Raw genomic sequence first — 19,870 nt, forward strand, 5'->3', positions numbered from 1 at the left:
AGTCAACATTGCATTGACTGATCCAGCGCGCCATCGCGAGCAGGCTCACTCCTACAGTTTTGATTGCGGTGTTGTTTAGAGGAGCTTGTGCTCCATCGCGTACTTCACCAGTTCCGCCAGCGAGGTGATGTTGAGCTTCTGCATCAGCCGCGCCTTGTGCGTGCTGATGGTCTTGCTGCTCAGCGCCAGTTGCTGGGCGATGTCGTTGACGTTAGCGCCCTGGGCCAAGCGTTCGAACACGGAAAATTCGCGCTCGGAGAGCAACGAGTGCAATGGACGCGAGTCGGTCAGGCCGACCTCGAAGACCATGCGGTCGGCCAGTTCCGGGTCGATATAACGCCCGCCAGACGCCACTTTGCGAATGGCCGTCAGTAACAGTGCCGGATCGCTGTCTTTGGTTGCATAACCGGCAGCCCCGACCTTCAGCGCCCGGGCGGCCATCTGCGCTTCGTCGTGCATCGACAACACCAGGATCGCCGGTGGATTGTTCAGGGCGCGAATCCGCGGAATCGCTTCCAGACCGTTGACGCCTGGCATGGAGATGTCCAGCAACACCACTTCGCAGGGCACATGACGCAAGGTGTCGAGCAACTGCTCGCCATTGCTCGCCTCCCCCACCACCAGCAGGTCCTTGGCCAGGCCAATCAGCTGCTTGATGCCTTCACGGACGATGGTGTGGTCTTCGGCTACCAGTACACGGATCACAGACTTCTCCAGATTCAAGATCTATCGCGAGCAGGCTCGCTCCCACAAAGGTGTCAGCCCAGACAACATTAAAAATCAGGCCCCACCCAATGGCACCCGCACACTCAGGGTCGTGCCTTCACCCGGCTCACTCTCAAGGGATAACTCACCACCCATGATCAATACCCGCTCGCGCATGCCGACAATCCCAAAGGACGCTGGCCTGCCAAGCGCGGCGACAAATCCTACACCGTCATCGCTGACCGTCAGACACAACTCGTCGCCTTCCAGCGCCAGCGTCAGTTCGACAGTATGCGCCTGGGCGTGGCGCATGACATTGGTCAGCGCTTCCTGAAGGATCCGGAACAGGCCGATAGCCTTGGCGTCGCTGAGCACCGGGAGATTGTCCGGCACCTGCACCAGACACGGGATCTGCGTGCGCGCCTCAAACCGTCGGGCCTGCCATTCGATGGCCGAGGCAATACCCGCATCGAGAATCGGCGGGCGCAATGCAGTCGCCACGTCGCGAACCAATTGGAAGAGTTGAGCGATCAGGCGTTTCATGCTGCCCAGGCGCTCGTTAAGGCCTGGATCGAGTTGCGCGTAAGCCAGTTCGCACATGGAGGTTTCCAGCTTGAGCACGGTCAGCATCTGACCCAGCTCATCGTGAACTTCCCGGGCGATGCGCGCCTTTTCTTCTTCGCGCACGCTTTCCAGGTGCGCGGACAACTCACGCAGTTGTTCCCGGGAGCTGGCCAGTTCAAGTTCGATGCGCTTGCTCTCGCTGATGTCCCAGACGATACCGTCCCAGACATAGGCTCCGTCTTCCAGCTGACGGGTGATGGCCTTGATTTCCGCCCAGCGCTGTTCGCCCTGGCGCGTGAGAATTCGACCTTGCCACGACCAGTCGCTGTCGGTATCCAGCGCATGATCCTGGGTCTGGTGATAGCTGGCCCTGTCATCCGGATGCACGATGCTGCGCAGGCCTTTATCGCGATGCGCCAGCGTGGCTGGCGAATAACCCACCAGGCTTTCGCTGCCTTCGCTGATGTAGGCAAAGTCGATCTGACCGGTCACCGGCGCCCGCTCCAGGCGGAATACCAGCCCCGGAACATTGGCGGCGATGCCTTGCAGCCGCGCCTCGCTTTCCTGCAAGGCGGCCAGAGCACGGCGCCGCTCGGTGACGTCGTTGAGGTAAACCACCAGGTATTCGCCATCGCGAAAGCGCAGAAAACTCAACGAGACATCGGTCGGCAGAATGCTGCCGTCAGCGCGCACGCAATTGGTTTCGAAGCTTTGCGGGCCTTCTTCACTGGCCCGGGCGCGCTTCCACAGATTCAGCCAGCGGTCCATGTGCAGGCCGGGTTCGAAATCGATCAAGGGCCGATCAATGATCCCGCCAGCCGGATAGCCAAGCATGCTTTCCGCCGCGCGGTTGGCGTAGCGCACGTGGCTGTCCCAGTTGACCCAGAGGATACCGACGGTGCTTTGATCGATGGAAAACTGGGTGAGCCGCAATGCCTCTTCGCTGGCGGCGCGCAAGGCAATGTCTTCCTGCGCGGCCAGCAGGCGCTGTTCCAGGTTGTGCTGCTGGCGACGCTGCCAGAACACTATGGCCATGCAGCTCAACGCCAGCACGGCCAGCAATAAACAGAGGTTTTGCCAGAAACCCGGGGACTCGGTGAGCCGCGGGTACTTGGGTTGCAGCCATTGATTGTGCAATTGCTCCAGGTCCTTGGCCGGGATAGCCCGCAATGCACTTTCGACGATGCCCGCCAGTTCCGGCTTGTCGCGGCGCGTGGCCACTCGCAGCAGCTGCGGCAAGCCGACATCCCCGACAACCACCAACCCGGCGAACTCCGGCTCGACGGACAGGCGCCCCAATTGCGCCTCATCAACAACCGCATAACCCGCCTGCTGGCCAGTCAGCAATTGCAATGCCTGACGCTCCATCGGGACGCCTTGCAGATTCAGGTGCGGATAGTTGCTACGCAGGTAATCGGCGATGGTGCTGGGCATGCGCACGGCGACGCGGGTCTGGCTGTCGAGCTTTTCCAGCTCGACCGCGCCCGCGCTTTTCTGGTCGCTGACCACCAGTTGCGGCACTCGCATGTAAGGGTCGGAAAACTGCCAGAGGCGCAATCCGCCAGGGGTTTGGGTCAGCCCCGGGGCGATGTCGATTTCGCCCTCGCGTGCAGCCGCCTCCAGTTGTTCAAGGTCGGGAAAGTTGCGCCAGCTCAGTTCGACGTTGAGGGTCTTTGCCAGCCACTTCATCAAGTCGACATTCACCCCGGACAGGCGCTGCAAGCGGCGATCATATTGCGCATAGGGCGCCTGCAACACCACGCCGACCCGCAACTCATCCTGCTGCGCCAGCCAGTGCTGTTGTTTCGGAGTCAGTTGGGCAACGTGCTCCGGGGGCATGGCCGCCGCCCAACCCATCAAGGGAAACCACAAACAGCCGATAACCCACAGGCAGCGTAAACGCATCATTGAACTCTCACACACTGACAAATACTGACCAACCCATTAGGCTGCCGGAACAACTTCTGGCCTGGAATATCCGATGCCCCCTGTCTACCGCCTGGCACTGCCAGCATTGTGCCTGTCGCTGATCCTGCCATGCGCTTTTTCCGTCGAGGCGGCCGACCCGGCGCCTGCAGCAGCAGAAAAAACCGCCGAAGAAAAACCACTCGAACGTCAGCCGTTGCCTGAGCGTAGTCAGGAAGAAGCGACTGCACTTGAGCGAAAAATCCCGGCTCAGGAACAGCAACAACTGCAAGCGGGCACCGACACGTTTCTGGCCTTGTGGAAACCGGCCAATACCGCCGAACCCAAAGGCGCGGTGATTATCATCCCCGGCGCCGGCGAAACCGTTGACTGGCCGCAAGCGGTCGGTCCTTTGCGGCGCAAACTGCCGGACGCCGAGTGGAGCAGCCTGAGTATCACCTTGCCGGACCTGCAAAGCGATGCCATTGCGCCACGTATCGTAGAAGCAGCGCCAGCTCCCAAGGCCCCCGAAACCGGCAGCAAAGACTCGACCACTGCGGCCCCCATCGAACAGGTAGCCGGAGGCGAGGCCGATGTGGCCGACAAAGTCATCGCTGAAACCACTGAGGAGCAGTCCAGGGCCGATGCCGAGCGCATCTTCGCCCGGATCGACGCCGCACTCGCCTTCGCCGAACAGCAAAGCGCCCGCAGTATCGTGGTGTTGGGGCATGGTTCCGGCGCCTATTGGGCCACGCGTTACCTGAGCGAGAAGCAGCCGTCGCAAGTCGAAAAGCTGGTGATGGTCGCCGCCCGGACACCGGTGGCAGCGAAGCCCGGGCTGGCGGAGCTGACCCCGACCCTGAAACTGCCGACCGCGGATATTTACTACAAGGACAAAGCGCCAGATCGCAACGCAGCACTGGAACGCCTGCAGGCCAGCAAGCGCTTGAAGTCATCGGCATTCAGCCAGGTCGCGCTCAAGGCGTTGCCCGATACCAGGGCCGAACAGGAGCAACTGTTCCGGCGGGTGCGGGGCTGGTTGAATCCGCAGCCTGCGACAGACTGAAAGACTGTGTCGCCTTCATCGCGAGCAAGCTCGCTCCCACAGGATTAACGTCGAACACAATTTTTGTTATCGACACAAAACCTGTGGGAGCGAGCTTGCTCGCGATAGGGCCATCACAGACGACACAAGTCTTTCCTGTTAGCGAAAATCCCGCCGCTCCCGAATCAGCGTATAGGCGTTATGCAGCTCACGCGTTCGCTCGGTAGCCTCACGCACCTGCAACGCCGTCGCGCCACTGCCGGCAATCTTGTCCGGATGATGGCGACTGAGCAGACGCCGATAGGCACGCTTGATCTGCGCCGGTTCAGTGGTGGCCGACACCCCCAAAAGCCTCAAGGCGTCCTGATAACTTGGCGCGCTGTTGGCCAATGGCCGCTTCTGCGGCTCATAGTCGTGGGCCAGCGCCTGCACCTGGTGTGGCGTGCAGCCCAGCCACTGACCCCATTGGCCGATCAACTCACGCTCGCTGCTGCCGGCACGACCATCGGCCCAGACCATTCGCCAGCAGGCGCGCAACACGCCCTCCGCCGCATGGGGCTGGGCACTCAGGCGACGCAGATAACCGCGTAGCCGGTCGCGGCCCGATTTGCCGCGATTGAACGCGGCAATCGCACGACGCTGGGCCGGCTCGGACATATCCAGCGCACGCATTTCCGCTCGGGCCTGATCGATGTGCCCGGCCATCACCTGGCCGTCGCACTTGGCCAGGCGCCCCAACAGGACAAACAGCAATTCATCGTTACGCAACACCGGGCGACCGCCCAGCTTTTCCCGCAAATGCCCCCAGCTCTGCAGGTGCAAGCGCCGGTCCAGCGCCTGCCCCAACAACGCGCCGAGCAAGGCCCCCGGAATACTGGCTATGGCAAAGCCTGCTCCGGCTCCAATCAGAGTCCCTGGCCACAACATGTCAGCGGCTCGCTTCGATTAATGTTTCAACTTCGGCCAGACGCTCATGAGTGCCGACATCGACCCAGCGCCCTTTCAACTGTTCGCCAGTCACTTGACCATCAGCCATGGCCTTGCGCAACAGCGGCGCGAGCTTGAAGGCTCCTGCGGTGCAACCGTCGAACAACTGCGGATGCAACACGGCGATGCCGCTGTAGGTCAGGGTAGGGGCCTGCGACTGACCGTCGCGCACCTGGGTTCCGACCAGGCTGAAGTCCCCGGCCGGATGATGTGGCGGGTTGCTGACCAGCACCAGATGCGCCAGGCCGTTGATGGGTTGATGCAGCACGCTGAAGTCGTAATCGGTCCAGATGTCGCCGTTGACCACGACAAACGCTTCATCCCCCAGCAACGGCAACGCGCGGAAAATCCCGCCGCCGGTTTCCAGGGGTTCACCTTCCGCCGAGTACTGAATGCTTACGCCATAGCGCGATCCATCGCCCAGGTAGTCTTCGATCTGCCGACCAAGCCAGGCGTGATTGATCACGATGTCGGTGAACCCGGCCACGGCCAGTGCTCGCAGGTGATATTCGATCAGCGGCACGCCGCCTGCACGAACCAGCGGTTTTGGCGTGGTCAGGGTCAGCGGGCGCATGCGCTCGCCTTTGCCCGCAGCCAGAATCATTGCCTTCATGCTTCCACTCCGGCGCGCAGACTGGCCAGCAACACATCCAGCTCGGCCAGTTCAGGGCGGCGAGCGATCACCGCTTCTATGTACGCAAAGAAACGTGGCACATCGCCCAGATAACGCGGTTTGCCGTCGCGATGGCAGATGCGCGCAAAAATGCCGATGACTTTCAGGTGACGTTGCACACCCATCAAATCGCTGGCCCGCAGGAAGTCCTCAAACTCGGGTTGAACTGGAATGCCGAGGGCGCCTGCTTGCTGCCAGTAGTTTTCGAGCCAGCCGTGCACGCGTGCCTCGGGCCAACTGAGGAAGGCGTCCTTGAACAGGCAGGTTACGTCATAGGTCACCGGGCCATACACCGCATCCTGGAAGTCAAGCACACCGGGATTGGGCTCGCTGAGCATCAGGTTGCGCGGCATGTAGTCACGATGCACCAGGACTTTTGGCTGTGCCAGGGCACTGTCGATCAACAGTTCGCTGACCTGCTGCCAGAGTACTTGCTGCGCCGCGTCGAACTCGATGCCCAATTCGCGCTTCACATACCACTCGGGGAACAGTTCCAGCTCACGACGCAGCAAGGCCACGTCATAGCTCGGCAAAGGCGCAACCATCGGCAACTGCTGGAAAGCCAGCAACGCTTGCAGGGCATCCTTGAACAAATCGTCGGCGTTTTCGTTGTCGATGACGTCCAGATAGGTCTTGTTGCCCAGGTCATTGAGCAAAAGAAAACCACGCTCGAGGTCTTCGGCATAAATTTTCGGCACATTTATTCCGGATTTCGCCAGCAAAAAGGCGATATCCACGAAGGGTTTACAGTTTTCCTGGGGCGGCGGCGCGTCCATCACAATGAAACTTTTGCCACCGCCTTCCCAGCGGAAATACCGCCGGAAACTCGCGTCGCTGCTGGCCGCAGTCAACGTGGCCGGGGGGACGGCGCCCCAACTTTGCTCGGCAAAAAAGGTCGTCAATTGTTCATCGAGCCAAACTTTCAGGTGTTGCAAGCGTACATCTTGATCAGGCATTGCAAGGGTCTCCGACGGCGCTAGCCGTCAAGCGGGTCATGCTTTATTATCCAGCATCTTTTTCAGACCATCGAGAGGCGTGCGGCCCACACCGCGGGCAGATGGCACGCAGGAAGCCCGGACTAATAAGATGGCATTGAAATCCCCCGCGTTTCGTAAAAAATTTCCGTTGTTGGTTACCGGCAGTTTGCTGGCGCTGCAACCCCTTGCCACTTCCTACGTGGTCGCCGCGGAACAGTTTGACTGCTCAGTCTCTGCTTCGGGTTCCTGGGACTGTGCGCCAAAGGCGCCGGCGGCTGCTTTGCCACCGCGTCCCGTTCATGACGGTAGCGCAGTTTCCGCCACCGGCGAAGCCCCGGCCGAGAGCGGTTCCAGCGAAGACACTGGCGCCAGGCCGGTGCTGGTCACCGAATCCAAAGGCCTTGGCCTGAAGTCGCGTAGCGCAGACTACAGTCACCTCGACTGGGTTCCCCGCGAGCAACTCACCGCCGCACAATTGGCCGAAACCGGTCCTTATTGCTCTGGTTCCTATGTCGAACCGATTCGTCCTGGCATGAATGACAAGACGAATAAAAGTGACGCACCAACCTTTATCGGCGCAAAAGCCTCCCGCTATAAGCAGGATGAGCAGGTCGCGACACTGGCCGGCGACGTTGTCATGCGTCAGGGCAGCATGCAGGTCGAAGCCGACGAAGCCAACCTGTACCAAGCCGAGAGCCGGGGCGACCTGAACGGCAACGTGCGCATTCGCGACAACGGCGCATTGATCGTCGGCGACCACGCCGACGTGCAGCTCGACACCGGTGAAGCCAAGGTCGACAACGCCGAATACGTGATGCACAAATCCCGCGTCCGCGGTAATGCGCTGTACGCCAAACGTGCCGAGAACGCGATCATCCGCCTCAAGGATGGTACGTACACCACGTGCGAACCGAACAACAACGCCTGGCAGCTCAAGGGCAACAACATCACCCTGAACCCGGCCACCGGTTTCGGTACGGCGACCAACGTGACGCTGCGGGTCAAGGACATTCCAGTCCTGTACACGCCGTACATCTATTTCCCGATCGACGATCGTCGCCAGTCCGGCTTCCTGCCGCCGAGCATCGGCACCGGCAGCGATACCGGCTTCATGCTGGTCACCCCGTACTACTTCAACCTGGCGCCGAACTACGATGCCACGTTGTACCCGCGCTACATGGAAAAGCACGGCTTGTTGATGGAAGGCGAATTCCGCTACCTGACCAAGGCCAGCGAAGGCCAGTTCGGTGCGGCTTACCTCAACGACGAAAGCGACGAGCGCGACAAGCAGACCGACGCTGAAAAAACCCGCTACATGTACAACTGGCAGCACAAGGGTGGTCTGGACTCGCGAGTGCTCACGCAAGTCGACTACACCAAGATCAGCGATCCGTATTACTTCCAGGATCTGCAGACCGACCAGATTGGCGTGAAAACCAACGACTACGTGAACCAGCAGGGTTCCGTGACCTATCGTGGCGACAGCTATACCGCCCGCGCGAACGCTCAGGCATACCAACTGGCGACCGTATCGAACATTACGCCGTACGACCGCCTGCCGCAGCTCACCCTCGACGGTATGCTGCCTTATCATCCGGAAGGTCTGGACCTCACGTACAGCACCGAACTCGTGCGGTTTGACCGGGATCTGCAGAACGGTACCTACACCGACGAAGACGGTAATGTGTCGCCACGGCTTGATACCAACGTTGTCGGTCTGGCACGCGCCAATGGCGACCGCCTCAACCTGGCACCGGCTGTCAGCCTGCCACTGAACTGGACCTACGGATTCCTGAAGCCAACACTCAAGTACCAGTACACCCAGTACCAACTGGACCTGGACGGTCTCGGCAAAACTCAAAGCGCGCAGCAAGAACAAGCCGCAGCTGCCACCGGGACTAAAAACTTCAATGGTAATTTTGACAGCAACCAGAACCGCGGCGTGCCGATCGCCAGCATCGACAGCGGCCTGTACTTCGATCGTAATACCCAGTATTTCGGCAAGAACTACCGCCAGACCCTCGAGCCGCGCCTGTTCTACCTGTACGTGCCTGAAGTCGACCAGGAAGACATCCCGGTATTCGATACCAGCGAATACACCTTCAACTATGCGTCGCTGTTCCGTGACAACCGCTTCTCAGGCTCCGACCGTGTCGGCGACGAGAACAAGCTGTCCCTGGGCGTGACCAGCCGCTGGATCGAAGACAACGGTTTCGAGCGTCAACGCATCAGTGTCGGCCAGGCCTTGTACTTCAAGGACCGCGAAGTTCAATTGCCGGGCATCAATCCAAAAACCCGCGCCGATGCCCAAGCCAGCGTTTCCCCATATGCGCTGGAATACGAATATCGCTGGAACCGCGACTGGCGTACCACCGCCGACTACAACTGGGACCCGGACAGCCGCAGCCCTCGCTCGGGCAGCGCGATGTTCCACTACCAGCCTGAAGACAATCCGAACAAGGTCGTCAACGTTGGCTATCGCTATCGTAACGACCAGGTGATCTACAACCAGACCACCGGTCAATGGCAGTTCGGCGGTGACTACGGCACCCCTGGCCAGCCTAACTTCGTGAAGGATTACTACAAGATCCAACAGCACGACTTCTCGGTGATCTGGCCGATCGTGCCGCAATGGAGCGCCATCAGCCGCTGGCAGTATGACTACAACCGCAACCGTACCCTGGAAGCCTTCGGTGGTTTCGAGTACGACAGCTGCTGCTGGAAACTGCGCCTGATCAACCGTTACTTCGTTGATTATGACGAGTTCAGCCAGCAAGCACCGCAAAACGAAAAAGGCGACCATGGCGTCTTCCTCCAAATTGTTCTGAAGGGACTCGGCGGCCTCACCGGCGCCAAGGCCGAGAGCTTCCTCGACAAAGGCATTCAAGGTTATCGTGAACGTGAAGACCAAGCTTTCTGATTGTCTGCGCCCGCTGATGCTGGGCGCGCTGTTCCTGAGTACGGCGGCCAGTGCCGCCGTACAGTCCATCGATAAAGTGGTGGCCATCGTCGACAACGACGTGGTCATGCAGAGCCAACTGGACCAGCGCGTTCATGACGTTCAGCAAACCATTGCCAAGCGCGGTTCTGCCGTGCCGCCGGCCAGCGTGCTGGAGCAGCAGGTACTTGAGCGCCTGATCGTCGAAAACCTGCAATTGCAGATCGGCGATCGCTCCGGCATCCGCATTACCGATGAAGAGTTGAACCAGGCAGTCGGCACCATTGCCCAGCGCAACAACATGTCGGTCGAGCAGTTCCGCGCCGCCCTTACTCGCGATGGCCTGTCTTACGACGACGCGCGTGAGCAGATTCGTCGCGAAATGGTCATCAGCCGCGTGCGCCAGCGCCGGGTTGCCGAACGCATTCAGGTTTCCGAGCAGGAAGTGAAGAACTTCCTGGCTTCCGACCTGGGCAAAATGCAGCTGTCCGAAGAGTTCCACCTGGCCAACATCCTGATTCCTACGCCGGAAAGCGCCAACTCCGACGCGATTCAGAATGCAGCCAAACAGGCCGACACAATTTACCAGCAGCTCAAGCAAGGCGCTGACTTCGGTCAGTTGGCAATCGCCAAGTCAGCCAGCGAAACCGCACTGGAAGGTGGCGACATGGGCTGGCGCAAAGCCGCTCAATTGCCTCCGCCGTTCGATCGCCTGCTGAGCACCATGCCGGTAGGTGATGTCACCCAGCCAATGCGCACCCCGGGCGGTTTCATCATCCTGAAAATTCTCGACAAACGTGGCGGCGAGACCCAGATGCGCGATGAAGTGCATGTGCGCCACATCCTGGTCAAACCGAGCCCGATCCGCGACGAAGCGAAAACCAAGGCCCTGGCCGAGTCGCTCTACAGCCGTATCCAGGCTGGCGAAGACTTCGCCGAGTTGGCGAAAAGTTACTCGGAAGACCCGGGTTCCGCCCTCAACGGCGGCGACCTGAACTGGATCGACCCGAACGCGCTCGTGCCCGAGTTCCGCGCAGTGATGGCCAAGACCCCGCAAGGTCAACTGTCCAGGCCGTTCCAGACTCAATACGGCTGGCACGTCCTGGAAGTCCTTGGCCGTCGCGCCACCGACAGCACCACGCAGGCTCGCGAGCAGCAAGCAATGACCGTTTTGCGTAACCGCAAATACGACGAAGAGCTGCAAACCTGGCTGCGTCAGATCCGTGACGAAGCGTACGTGGAAATCAAACTCCCTGGCGCCGACCAGGCAGCGCAGTGAAACTCCAACGTTTCGCGCTGACACCCGGCGAACCAGCCGGCATAGGTCCCGACCTGTGCCTGCTGCTCGCCTCGCAAGCCCAGCCCCACCCCCTGATTGCCATTACCAGCCGCGACCTGCTCATTGAGCGGGCCGCGCAACTGGGCGTGGCTGTCGACTTGCTGCCGGTCACACCGGACAACTGGCCGGATGCACCCGCTCCCGCCAACAGCCTGTATGTCTGGGATACACCGCTCAATGCCAAGGTCGTTGCCGGGCAACTGGACAAGGCCAACGCTGCCTTCGTTCTGGAAACCCTGACCCGGGCCGGCCAAGGCTGCCTGAGCGGGGATTTTGCCGGCATGATCACCGCGCCTGTGCACAAAGGCGTGATCAACGAATCCGGCATCGCCTTTTCCGGGCACACGGAATTCCTCGCCGACCTGACCCACACCGCGCAAGTGGTGATGATGCTGGCCACACGTGGCTTGCGCGTGGCCCTGGTGACCACTCACCTGCCCCTTCGCGAGATTGCCGATGCGATCACGCCTGAGCGCCTGGAACGCGTCACGCGAATCCTGCACGCCGACCTGCAAAACAAGTTCGGCATCGCCCGGCCACGCATCCTGGTCTGTGGGCTCAACCCGCATGCCGGCGAAGGCGGACACCTGGGCCATGAAGAAATCGATATCATCGAACCCACATTAGAGCGCTTGCGCGGCGAGGGCATGGACCTTCGAGGCCCCCTGCCCGCCGACACTCTGTTTACCCCAAAATATCTGGAGCACTGCGATGCGGTGCTGGCGATGTACCACGACCAGGGCCTGCCGGTGCTGAAGTACAAAGGCTTCGGCGCCGCAGTCAACGTGACCCTCGGCTTGCCGATCATCCGCACCTCGGTCGACCACGGCACTGCCCTGGACCTGGCCGGCAGCGGCAAGATCGACACCGGCAGCCTGCAAGTCGCCCTGGAAACCGCCTACCAGATGGCCGAGACCCGTTTATGACCGAGCAATACCAACACAAGGCGCGCAAACGCTTTGGCCAGAACTTCCTGCACGATGCCGGCGTTATCGACCGCATCCTGCGTTCCATCCATGCCAAGAGCGACGACCGCCTGCTGGAAATCGGCCCGGGCCAGGGCGCACTGACCCAAGGCCTGCTCAGCAGCGGCGCGCAACTCGACGTGGTGGAGCTGGACAAGGACCTGATCCCGATCCTCAACCAGCAGTTTGCCGGCAAGAGCAACTTCAATCTGCATCAGGGCGATGCACTGAAGTTCGACTTCAATAGCCTGAATGCCGCGCCAGGTAGCCTGCGGGTGGTCGGCAACCTGCCGTACAACATCTCCACGCCGCTGATTTTTCACCTGTTGCACAACTCGCATCTGATTCGCGACATGCACTTCATGCTGCAAAAGGAAGTGGTCGAGCGCCTGGCGGCCGGCCCTGGTGGTGGTGACTGGGGCCGCTTGTCGATCATGGTCCAGTACCACTGCCGGGTCGAGCACCTGTTCAACGTTGGCCCGGGGGCATTCAACCCGCCGCCGAAAGTCGACTCGGCCATCGTGCGCCTGGTGCCCCACGCGGTACTGCCGCACCCGGCCAAGGACCACCGCTTGCTGGAGCGTGTCGTGCGCGAGGCATTCAACCAGCGCCGCAAAACCCTGCGCAACACCCTCAAGCTGCTGCTGAGCAATACCGAAATCGAAGCCGCCGGCGTCGATGGCAGCCTGCGTCCCGAGCAACTCGACCTGGCCGCCTTCGTGCGCCTGGCCGACAAGCTCAGCGAGCAAGCGTCACAAAAGCCTATCGCTGACTGACAGGCGATGAGCGCTATCGGGTAGGACGCCACTCTGGTCTACTACCCGATACTTGGCCTAGACTGAACTCCATCAGCTACGCCCCGCGTCCCGCTTCGTTTTTAAGGCCCCTTGCATGTCCGATCCTCGTTATCAGGTTGACGTCAGCGTCGTCACCCGCTATCTGGCAGAACAATCGCAACCCGAGCACGACCGCTTTGCTTTCGCCTACACCATCACCGTGCAAAACAATGGCCAGTTGCCCGCCAAACTGCTTTCACGGCACTGGGTCATCACCGATGGTAACGGGCATGTCGAAGAAGTGCGCGGCGCAGGCGTGGTAGGCCAGCAACCGTTGATCGACCCCGGCAAGAGCCACACCTACAGCAGCGGCACGGTCATGACCACCAAGGTCGGCACCATGCAAGGCACCTATCAGATGCTTTCCGACGACGGCAAACATTTCGATGCCATCATCGCGCCCTTCCGCCTGGCGGTGCCCGGAGCCCTGCACTGATGGCGACGTACGCGGTTGGTGACCTGCAAGGCTGCCTTCAAGCCCTGCAATGCCTGCTCAAACAAGTGGCGTTCGACCCACAACGGGATCGTCTGTGGCTGGTGGGCGACCTGGTCAACCGCGGCCCGCAGTCTCTGGAAACCTTGCGCTTCCTCTACAGCATTCGCGAATCGCTGGTGTGCGTGCTCGGCAACCATGACCTGCACCTGCTGGCGGCCGGACGCAACATCGAACGCCTGAAGAAGGCCGATACCCTGCGCGAGATCGTTGAAGCGCCGGATTGCGCCGAACTGCTCGAGTGGCTGCGCCAGCAAAAGCTCATGCACTACGACGAACAGCGCAACATTGCACTGGTCCATGCCGGCATTCCACCCCAGTGGTCGCTGCGCAAAGCCTTGAAGTGCGCTGCCGAAGTCGAGACTGCCTTGCGTGATGACAACCTGTTGCCGTCTTACCTCGATGGCATGTACGGCAACGATCCGGCGAAATGGGACAATGACCTCAAAGGCGTGACGCGCCTGCGGGTGATCACCAACTATTTCACGCGCATGCGTTTTTGCACCGCCGAAGGCAAACTCGACCTCAAGAGCAAAGAAGGCCTCGATACCGCGCCCGCTGGCTACAAGCCCTGGTTCCAGCACAAGGAGCGCAAGACCAGGGATGTGAAAATCATCTTCGGTCACTGGGCAGCACTGGAGGGCAAGTGCGACGAGCCAGGCATCTCGGCCCTCGACACCGGTTGCGTCTGGGGCGGCGCCCTGACCCTGATGAACGTCGACAGCGGTGAGCGCCTTTCCTGCAAATGCGACGAACACGGTCATGCCGTGCCGCCAGTCGCCTTATCCATTCCCCAAATATCGTCAGCCGGCGCCCCGCGCTAGACTGCCCATTCAGCCGAGCCACAGGAGCCCGCCATGAGCGAATTCAAACGTATCCCCCCGGAACAGGCCCAAGCCCTGCGCGAACAAGGCGCGGTGGTGGTCGACGTCCGCGACCCGGCCACTTTTGCCGCCCTGCACATCGCAGGCTCCAGGCATCTGGACAATCATTCCCTGCACGCTTTCATCCAGGGTGCCAACCTCGACGCACCGACCGTGGTGGTCTGCTATCACGGCAATTCCAGCCAGGGCGCCGCCGCCTACCTGATCAGCCAGGGCTTCTCCGACGTCTACAGCATGGATGGCGGATTCGAGTTGTGGCGTACGACGTATCCTGCGGAAACCGCGCAAGGCACCCCCGAATAATTTTTTTGTAACGTTGCAGGCCCCGGCTCACGCGGGCTGGCGCGGTGGCAGACGAACGGTCTGCCACAAACAATTACGCATCTAGCCTTTACCTGCCGAATTCCCAACTATCCTTAAGCGCAGGCCATCCAAAACAGGGGAGAGCCGGTACACCGGCGCACGGGTCATCGGGAGTAGCTTTCGGGGCGGTAAGCCTTGAGGGAGTTCTGGGGGGTAAACAGCAACCGCCTGTTCGGTTGCTGCCAGCATCGACTGAGTGATCCGGCGTCGGCTCCACGTATCGAGCGAGGTGACGTCATGAGTATCTTTAGCCACTTCCAACAACGCTTCGAGTCCACACGCCAGGAAGAACTCTCTCTGCAAGAGTACCTGGAGCTGTGCAAAAAGGACCGCAGCGCCTATGTTTCCGCCGCCGAGCGTCTGCTGCTGGCCATCGGAGAACCGGAGCTGCTCGACACCTCGACCAACTCGAGACTGTCGCGAATCTTTTCCAACAAGGTGATCCGCCGCTATCCGGCCTTTGAAGACTTCCACGGGATGGAAGAATGCATCGACCAGATCGTGTCGTATTTCCGGCACGCCGCTCAGGGCCTGGAAGAGAAGAAACAGATCCTCTACCTGCTCGGCCCCGTCGGTGGCGGTAAATCGTCCCTGGCCGAAAAGCTCAAGCAACTGATGGAAAAAGTGCCCTTCTATGCGATCAAGGGCTCGCCGGTTTTCGAATCACCCTTGGGTCTGTTCAACGCCACCGAAGATGGCGCGATCCTCGAGGAAGACTTCGGCATTCCACGGCGCTATCTCAATACCATCATGTCGCCATGGGCCACCAAGCGCCTGGCCGAATTCGGTGGCGACATCAGCCAGTTCCGCGTGGTCAAACTCTATCCGTCGATCCTCAACCAGATCGCCGTGGCCAAGACCGAACCGGGCGATGAAAACAACCAGGACATCTCGGCACTGGTGGGCAAGGTCGATATCCGCAAACTGGAGGAATTCCCCCAGAACGACGCCGATGCCTACAGCTACTCGGGCGCACTGTGCCGGTCCAACCAGGGCCTGATGGAATTCGTCGAAATGTTCAAGGCACCGATCAAGGTGCTGCACCCATTGCTGACGGCGACCCAGGAAGGCAATTACAACAGCACCGAAGGTCTTGGTGCGATTCCGTTCACCGGGATCCTGCTGGCCCACTCCAACGAATCGGAATGGCATACCTTCCGCAACAACAAGAACAACGAAGCCTTCATCGACCGGATCTACATCGTCAAAGTGCCGTACTGCCTGCGGGTCAGTGACGAAGTGAAGATCTACGACAAGCTGCTGTTCAACAGCTCGCTGGCCAAGGCTCATTGCGCACCGGATACCCTGAAGATGCTGGCCCAGTTCACCGTGCTCTCGCGCCTCAAGGAGCCGGAAAACTCCAACATCTACTCGAAGATGCGCGTGTACGACGGCGAGAACCTCAAGGACACCGATCCGAAAGCCAAGTCAATCCAGGAATACCGCGACAACGCCGGTGTCGACGAAGGCATGAACGGTCTTTCCACCCGTTTCGCGTTCAAGATCCTGTCGAAGGTGTTCAACTTCGATCCGCACGAAATTGCCGCCAACCCGGTGCATTTGCTCTACGTGCTGGAACAACAGATCGAACAGGAACAGTTCCAGGCGGAGACCCGCGAACGCTATCTGCGCTTCCTCAAGGAGTACCTGGCACCGCGCTATATCGAATTCATCGGCAAGGAGATCCAGACCGCCTACCTCGAGTCCTACAGCGAGTACGGCCAGAACATCTTCGATCGCTATGTGCTGTACGCCGACTTCTGGATCCAGGACCAGGAATACCGCGACCCGGAAACCGGCGAGATCCTCAACCGCGTAGCGTTGAACGAAGAACTGGAGAAAATCGAGAAACCGGCCGGCATCAGCAATCCGAAGGATTTCCGCAACGAAATCGTCAACTTCGTCCTGCGTGCCCGGGCCAACAACAACGGCAAGAACCCGACCTGGCTCAGCTACGAAAAACTGCGGGTGGTCATCGAGAAGAAAATGTTCTCCAACACCGAGGACCTGCTGCCAGTCATCAGCTTCAATGCCAAGGCCAGCAAAGAGGACCAGCAAAAACACAACGACTTCGTCACACGGATGGTCGAGCGCGGTTACACCGACAAACAGGTACGACTGCTGTCCGAGTGGTACCTGCGAGTCAGAAAATCACAATAACCCGCTGCCGGTCAGACCGGTTGTCGTCAGCCAGAGACCTGTGTGGGCTTTTCTGTTACACAGGCCTCTGGGAGGTGTTCGAAAGTCGGTAGCGAGTTCAGGCAGCATCCAAAGCGCTTGGGGGAGCGTTCAATATCCCTCGGCTCTCGGTTCGATGCTGTATCACCGCTCGCCCCTTTCAGGACAGCTTCTAAGGAGCAGTCATGAGCTATGTGATCGACCGACGTCTCAATGGCAAGAACAAGAGCACGGTGAACCGTCAGCGGTTTCTGCGGCGTTACCGTGACCACATCAAAAAGGCTGTCGAAGAGGCGGTCAGCCGGCGCTCCATTACCGATATGGAACACGGCGAACAAATCAGCATTCCCGGCCGCGACATCGACGAGCCGGTGCTTCACCACGGTCGCGGCGGCAAGCAGACGGTCGTGCACCCGGGCAACAAGGAATTCACCAGTGGCGAACATATCGCCCGGCCACCGGGAGGCGGTGGCGGTCGAGGCCCCGGCAAGGCCGGCAATTCAGGTGAAGGGATGGACGAATTCGTCTTTCAGATCACCCAGGAAGAGTTCCTCGAATTCATGTTCGAGGATCTCGAACTGCCCAACCTGGTCAAGCGCAACCTGACCGGCACCGATACCTTCAAGACCGTGCGGGCCGGGATCAGTAACGAGGGCAACCCGTCGCGGATCAACATCATCCGTACCCTGCGTTCAGCCCACGCCCGGCGAATCGCCCTGTCCGGCAGCAGCCGGGCGAAACTGCGCGAAGCCAAGGAAGAACTTCTGCGAATCAAGCTGGAAGAACCAGATAATTTCGGCGATATTCAGGAAATAGAAGCTGAAATCGAAAAACTCAGCGCGCGCATTCACCGCATACCGTTTCTCGACACATTCGACCTCAAGTACAACCTGCTCATCAAGCAACCCAACCCCAGCTCCAAGGCCGTGATGTTCTGCCTGATGGACGTGTCCGGCTCGATGACCCAGGCGACCAAGGACATCGCCAAGCGCTTCTTTATCCTGCTGTACCTGTTTCTCAAGCGGAACTACGAAAAGATCGACGTCGTGTTCATCCGCCATCACACCAGCGCCCGCGAAGTGGACGAGGAGGAATTTTTCTACTCCCGGGAAACCGGCGGCACCATCGTCTCCAGCGCCCTGAAACTGATGCAGGAGATCATGGCCGAGCGTTATCCGAGCAACGAGTGGAACATCTACGCCGCCCAGGCCTCCGACGGTGACAACTGGAACGATGACTCTCCGATCTGCCGTGACATCCTGATCAACCAGATCATGCCATTCGTGCAGTACTACACTTACGTTGAGATCACCCCGCGCGAACACCAGGCCCTGTGGTTCGAATACGAGCGCATTGCCGAAGCCTTTTCCGACACATTTGCCCAGCAACAACTGGTCTCGGCCGGGGATATCTATCCGGTCTTCCGTGAACTCTTCCAGCGCAGGTTAGTGACATGACCGCCAAAGAGCAGAAGCGCCAACCCATTTCCACCGGCTCCGAATGGACGTTCGAGCTGATCCAGGCCTACGACCGCGAAATCAGTCGTATTGCGGCGGGTTACGCCCTCGATACGTACCCGAACCAGATCGAAGTTATCACCGCCGAGCAGATGATGGACGCCTACGCTTCCGTCGGTATGCCGCTGGGTTATCACCACTGGTCGTACGGCAAACATTTCCTCAGCACTGAAAAATCCTACACCCGCGGCCAGATGGGGCTGGCGTACGAGATCGTGATCAACTCCGACCCATGCATCGCCTACTTGATGGAAGAAAACACCATCTGCATGCAGGCGCTGGTGGTGGCCCATGCCTGCTACGGGCACAACAGCTTTTTCAAAGGCAACTACCTGTTCCGTACCTGGACCGACGCCAGTTCGATCATCGATTACCTGGTGTTTGCCAAGCAGTACATCATGCAATGCGAAGAACGCCACGGCATCGACGCGGTCGAGGACCTGCTCGACTCCTGCCATGCGCTGATGAACTACGGGGTCGACCGCTACAAACGCCCTTATCCGATTTCCGCAGAGGAAGAACGCCGTCGGCAAAAGGATCGGGAAGAGCATTTGCAGAAGCAGATCAACGATTTGTGGCGCACCATTCCAAAAGGCGCTGACAAGTACAGTGACAAGGACAATGCACGCTTCCCCGCCGAGCCGCAGGAAAACATCCTGTACTTCATCGAAAAACACGCTCCGCTACTGGAGCCGTGGCAACGGGAAATCGTGCGGATCGTGCGCAAGATCGCTCAATATTTTTACCCTCAACGCCAGACCCAAGTGATGAACGAAGGCTGGGCCACGTTCTGGCATTACACGCTGATGAATGACCTGTACAACGAAGGTCTGGTCACCGACGGCTTCATGATGGAATTCCTGACATCCCACACCAGCGTGGTCTTTCAGCCGGGCTTCGACAGCCCTTACTACAGCGGAATCAACCCTTACACTCTCGGGTTTGCCATGTACCGGGACATCCGACGCATGTGCGAAGAACCCACCGAGGAAGATCGCCGCTGGTTCCCGGAAATTGCCGGCACCGACTGGCTGTCCACCATCAAGTTCGCCATGAGCAGCTTCAAGGATGAGAGCTTCATCCTGCAGTACCTGTCGCCGAAGGTGATCCGAGACCTGAAGTTGTTCAGCATTCTCGATGACGACCAAAAAGACGATCTGCTGGTGCCAGCGATCCACGATGAAGAAGGCTACCGCATCATCCGTGAAACCCTGGCGGCGCAATACAACCTGGGCAATCGCGAGCCCAACGTGCAGATTTACAGCATCGACCGCCGTGGCGACCGCTCCCTGACCCTGCGCCACCAGCAACACGACCGCAAACCGCTGGGTGATTCCACCGAAGAAGTACTCAAACACCTGCACCGCCTCTGGGGCTTCGATATTCACCTGGAAACCCTGCAAGGCGATCAGGTGATGAAAACCCACCATGTGCCACCCAGAAGTGATCACAGCGAAGGTGATTACGGCCGCCTGGACCTGGCCGTCATCCATCTTTGATC

16 protein-coding genes are annotated in these 19,870 nt (G+C 59.7%); 11 read left to right on the plus strand and 5 right to left on the minus strand.

The genetic code is table 11. The annotated features are described in order from the left end of the window. Positions 1–75: 75 nt before the first annotated feature. The gene (locus AC1DU9_RS01515; RefSeq protein ID WP_008051638.1) at positions 76–705 is read right to left on the minus strand and encodes a response regulator; all 630 of its coding nucleotides are present in this window, start codon (positions 703–705) and stop codon (positions 76–78) included. 75 nt (positions 706–780) lie between these two features. Further along, the gene (locus AC1DU9_RS01520; RefSeq protein WP_223456967.1) at positions 781–3,177 is read right to left on the minus strand and encodes a PAS domain-containing sensor histidine kinase; all 2,397 of its coding nucleotides are present in this window, start codon (positions 3,175–3,177) and stop codon (positions 781–783) included. Positions 3,178–3,250: 73 nt separating this feature from the next. Between AC1DU9_RS01520 and AC1DU9_RS01525 the strand changes: the two genes are divergently transcribed. Then, the gene (locus AC1DU9_RS01525; protein ID WP_477809662.1) at positions 3,251–4,240 is read left to right on the plus strand and encodes an alpha/beta hydrolase family protein; all 990 of its coding nucleotides are present in this window, start codon (positions 3,251–3,253) and stop codon (positions 4,238–4,240) included. A 138-nt stretch (positions 4,241–4,378) separates the two neighbouring features. On the opposite strand, the gene AC1DU9_RS01530 is transcribed toward AC1DU9_RS01525, so the two are convergent. Genes AC1DU9_RS01530 through AC1DU9_RS01540 form a run of 3 tightly spaced genes read right to left on the minus strand, consistent with a single transcriptional unit; the run spans position 4,379 to position 6,835 of the window. Continuing rightward, positions 4,379–5,146, minus strand: a complete 768-nt coding sequence (locus AC1DU9_RS01530; RefSeq protein WP_223456963.1) for a TerB family tellurite resistance protein — start codon at positions 5,144–5,146, stop codon at positions 4,379–4,381. Between the two features lies 1 nt (position 5,147). Continuing rightward, on the minus strand, positions 5,148–5,819 hold the full coding sequence (murU, locus tag AC1DU9_RS01535; protein ID WP_477809663.1) for an N-acetylmuramate alpha-1-phosphate uridylyltransferase MurU: 672 nt from the start codon (positions 5,817–5,819) through the stop codon (positions 5,148–5,150). Then, a complete protein-coding gene (locus AC1DU9_RS01540; protein WP_223456959.1) occupies positions 5,816–6,835 on the minus strand; it encodes an aminoglycoside phosphotransferase family protein in 1,020 nt (339 codons plus the stop codon). The genes murU and AC1DU9_RS01540 overlap by 4 nt, the downstream gene beginning before the upstream one ends. Positions 6,836–6,965: 130 nt before the next feature. On the opposite strand from AC1DU9_RS01540, the gene AC1DU9_RS01545 reads away from it, so the two are divergent. From AC1DU9_RS01545 to AC1DU9_RS01590, 10 genes are all read left to right on the plus strand, one after another. Beyond that, the gene (locus tag AC1DU9_RS01545) at positions 6,966–9,776 is read left to right on the plus strand and encodes an LPS-assembly protein LptD (RefSeq protein WP_477809664.1); all 2,811 of its coding nucleotides are present in this window, start codon (positions 6,966–6,968) and stop codon (positions 9,774–9,776) included. After that, a complete protein-coding gene (gene surA, locus AC1DU9_RS01550) occupies positions 9,757–11,073 on the plus strand; it encodes a peptidylprolyl isomerase SurA (protein WP_411740676.1) in 1,317 nt (438 codons plus the stop codon). Before AC1DU9_RS01545 ends, surA begins: the two co-directional genes overlap by 20 nt. Then, on the plus strand, positions 11,070–12,059 hold the full coding sequence (gene pdxA / locus AC1DU9_RS01555; protein WP_223456952.1) for a 4-hydroxythreonine-4-phosphate dehydrogenase PdxA: 990 nt from the start codon (positions 11,070–11,072) through the stop codon (positions 12,057–12,059). The genes surA and pdxA overlap by 4 nt, the downstream gene beginning before the upstream one ends. Continuing rightward, positions 12,056–12,874: a 16S rRNA (adenine(1518)-N(6)/adenine(1519)-N(6))-dimethyltransferase RsmA gene (rsmA, locus tag AC1DU9_RS01560; RefSeq protein WP_477809665.1), complete on the plus strand. Its 819-nt coding sequence runs from the start codon at positions 12,056–12,058 to the stop codon at positions 12,872–12,874. The genes pdxA and rsmA overlap by 4 nt, the downstream gene beginning before the upstream one ends. 115 nt (positions 12,875–12,989) lie before the next feature. Beyond that, positions 12,990–13,370: a Co2+/Mg2+ efflux protein ApaG gene (gene apaG / locus AC1DU9_RS01565; RefSeq protein ID WP_223456948.1), complete on the plus strand. Its 381-nt coding sequence runs from the start codon at positions 12,990–12,992 to the stop codon at positions 13,368–13,370. Continuing rightward, positions 13,370–14,251 (plus strand): symmetrical bis(5'-nucleosyl)-tetraphosphatase, encoded by an 882-nt coding sequence (locus tag AC1DU9_RS01570; protein ID WP_223456947.1) that lies wholly within the window; start codon positions 13,370–13,372, stop codon positions 14,249–14,251. The genes apaG and AC1DU9_RS01570 overlap by 1 nt, the downstream gene beginning before the upstream one ends. A gap of 33 nt (positions 14,252–14,284) precedes the next feature. Further along, positions 14,285–14,614: a thiosulfate sulfurtransferase GlpE gene (gene glpE, locus AC1DU9_RS01575; RefSeq protein ID WP_223456945.1), complete on the plus strand. Its 330-nt coding sequence runs from the start codon at positions 14,285–14,287 to the stop codon at positions 14,612–14,614. A 297-nt stretch (positions 14,615–14,911) separates the two neighbouring features. Further along, positions 14,912–16,834 carry a PrkA family serine protein kinase gene (locus AC1DU9_RS01580; protein ID WP_218431083.1) on the plus strand — a complete coding sequence of 641 codons (1,923 nt, stop codon included), beginning with the start codon at positions 14,912–14,914 and terminating at the stop codon, positions 16,832–16,834. A 203-nt stretch (positions 16,835–17,037) separates the two neighbouring features. After that, on the plus strand, positions 17,038–18,309 hold the full coding sequence (locus AC1DU9_RS01585) for a YeaH/YhbH family protein (protein WP_223456942.1): 1,272 nt from the start codon (positions 17,038–17,040) through the stop codon (positions 18,307–18,309). Continuing rightward, complete coding sequence (locus tag AC1DU9_RS01590; protein WP_477809666.1) at positions 18,306–19,868, plus strand: SpoVR family protein; 1,563 nt, start codon at positions 18,306–18,308, stop codon at positions 19,866–19,868. Before AC1DU9_RS01585 ends, AC1DU9_RS01590 begins: the two co-directional genes overlap by 4 nt. Positions 19,869–19,870: the final 2 nt, after the last annotated feature.

The organism is Pseudomonas sp. P4_C1, assembly GCF_056402155.1.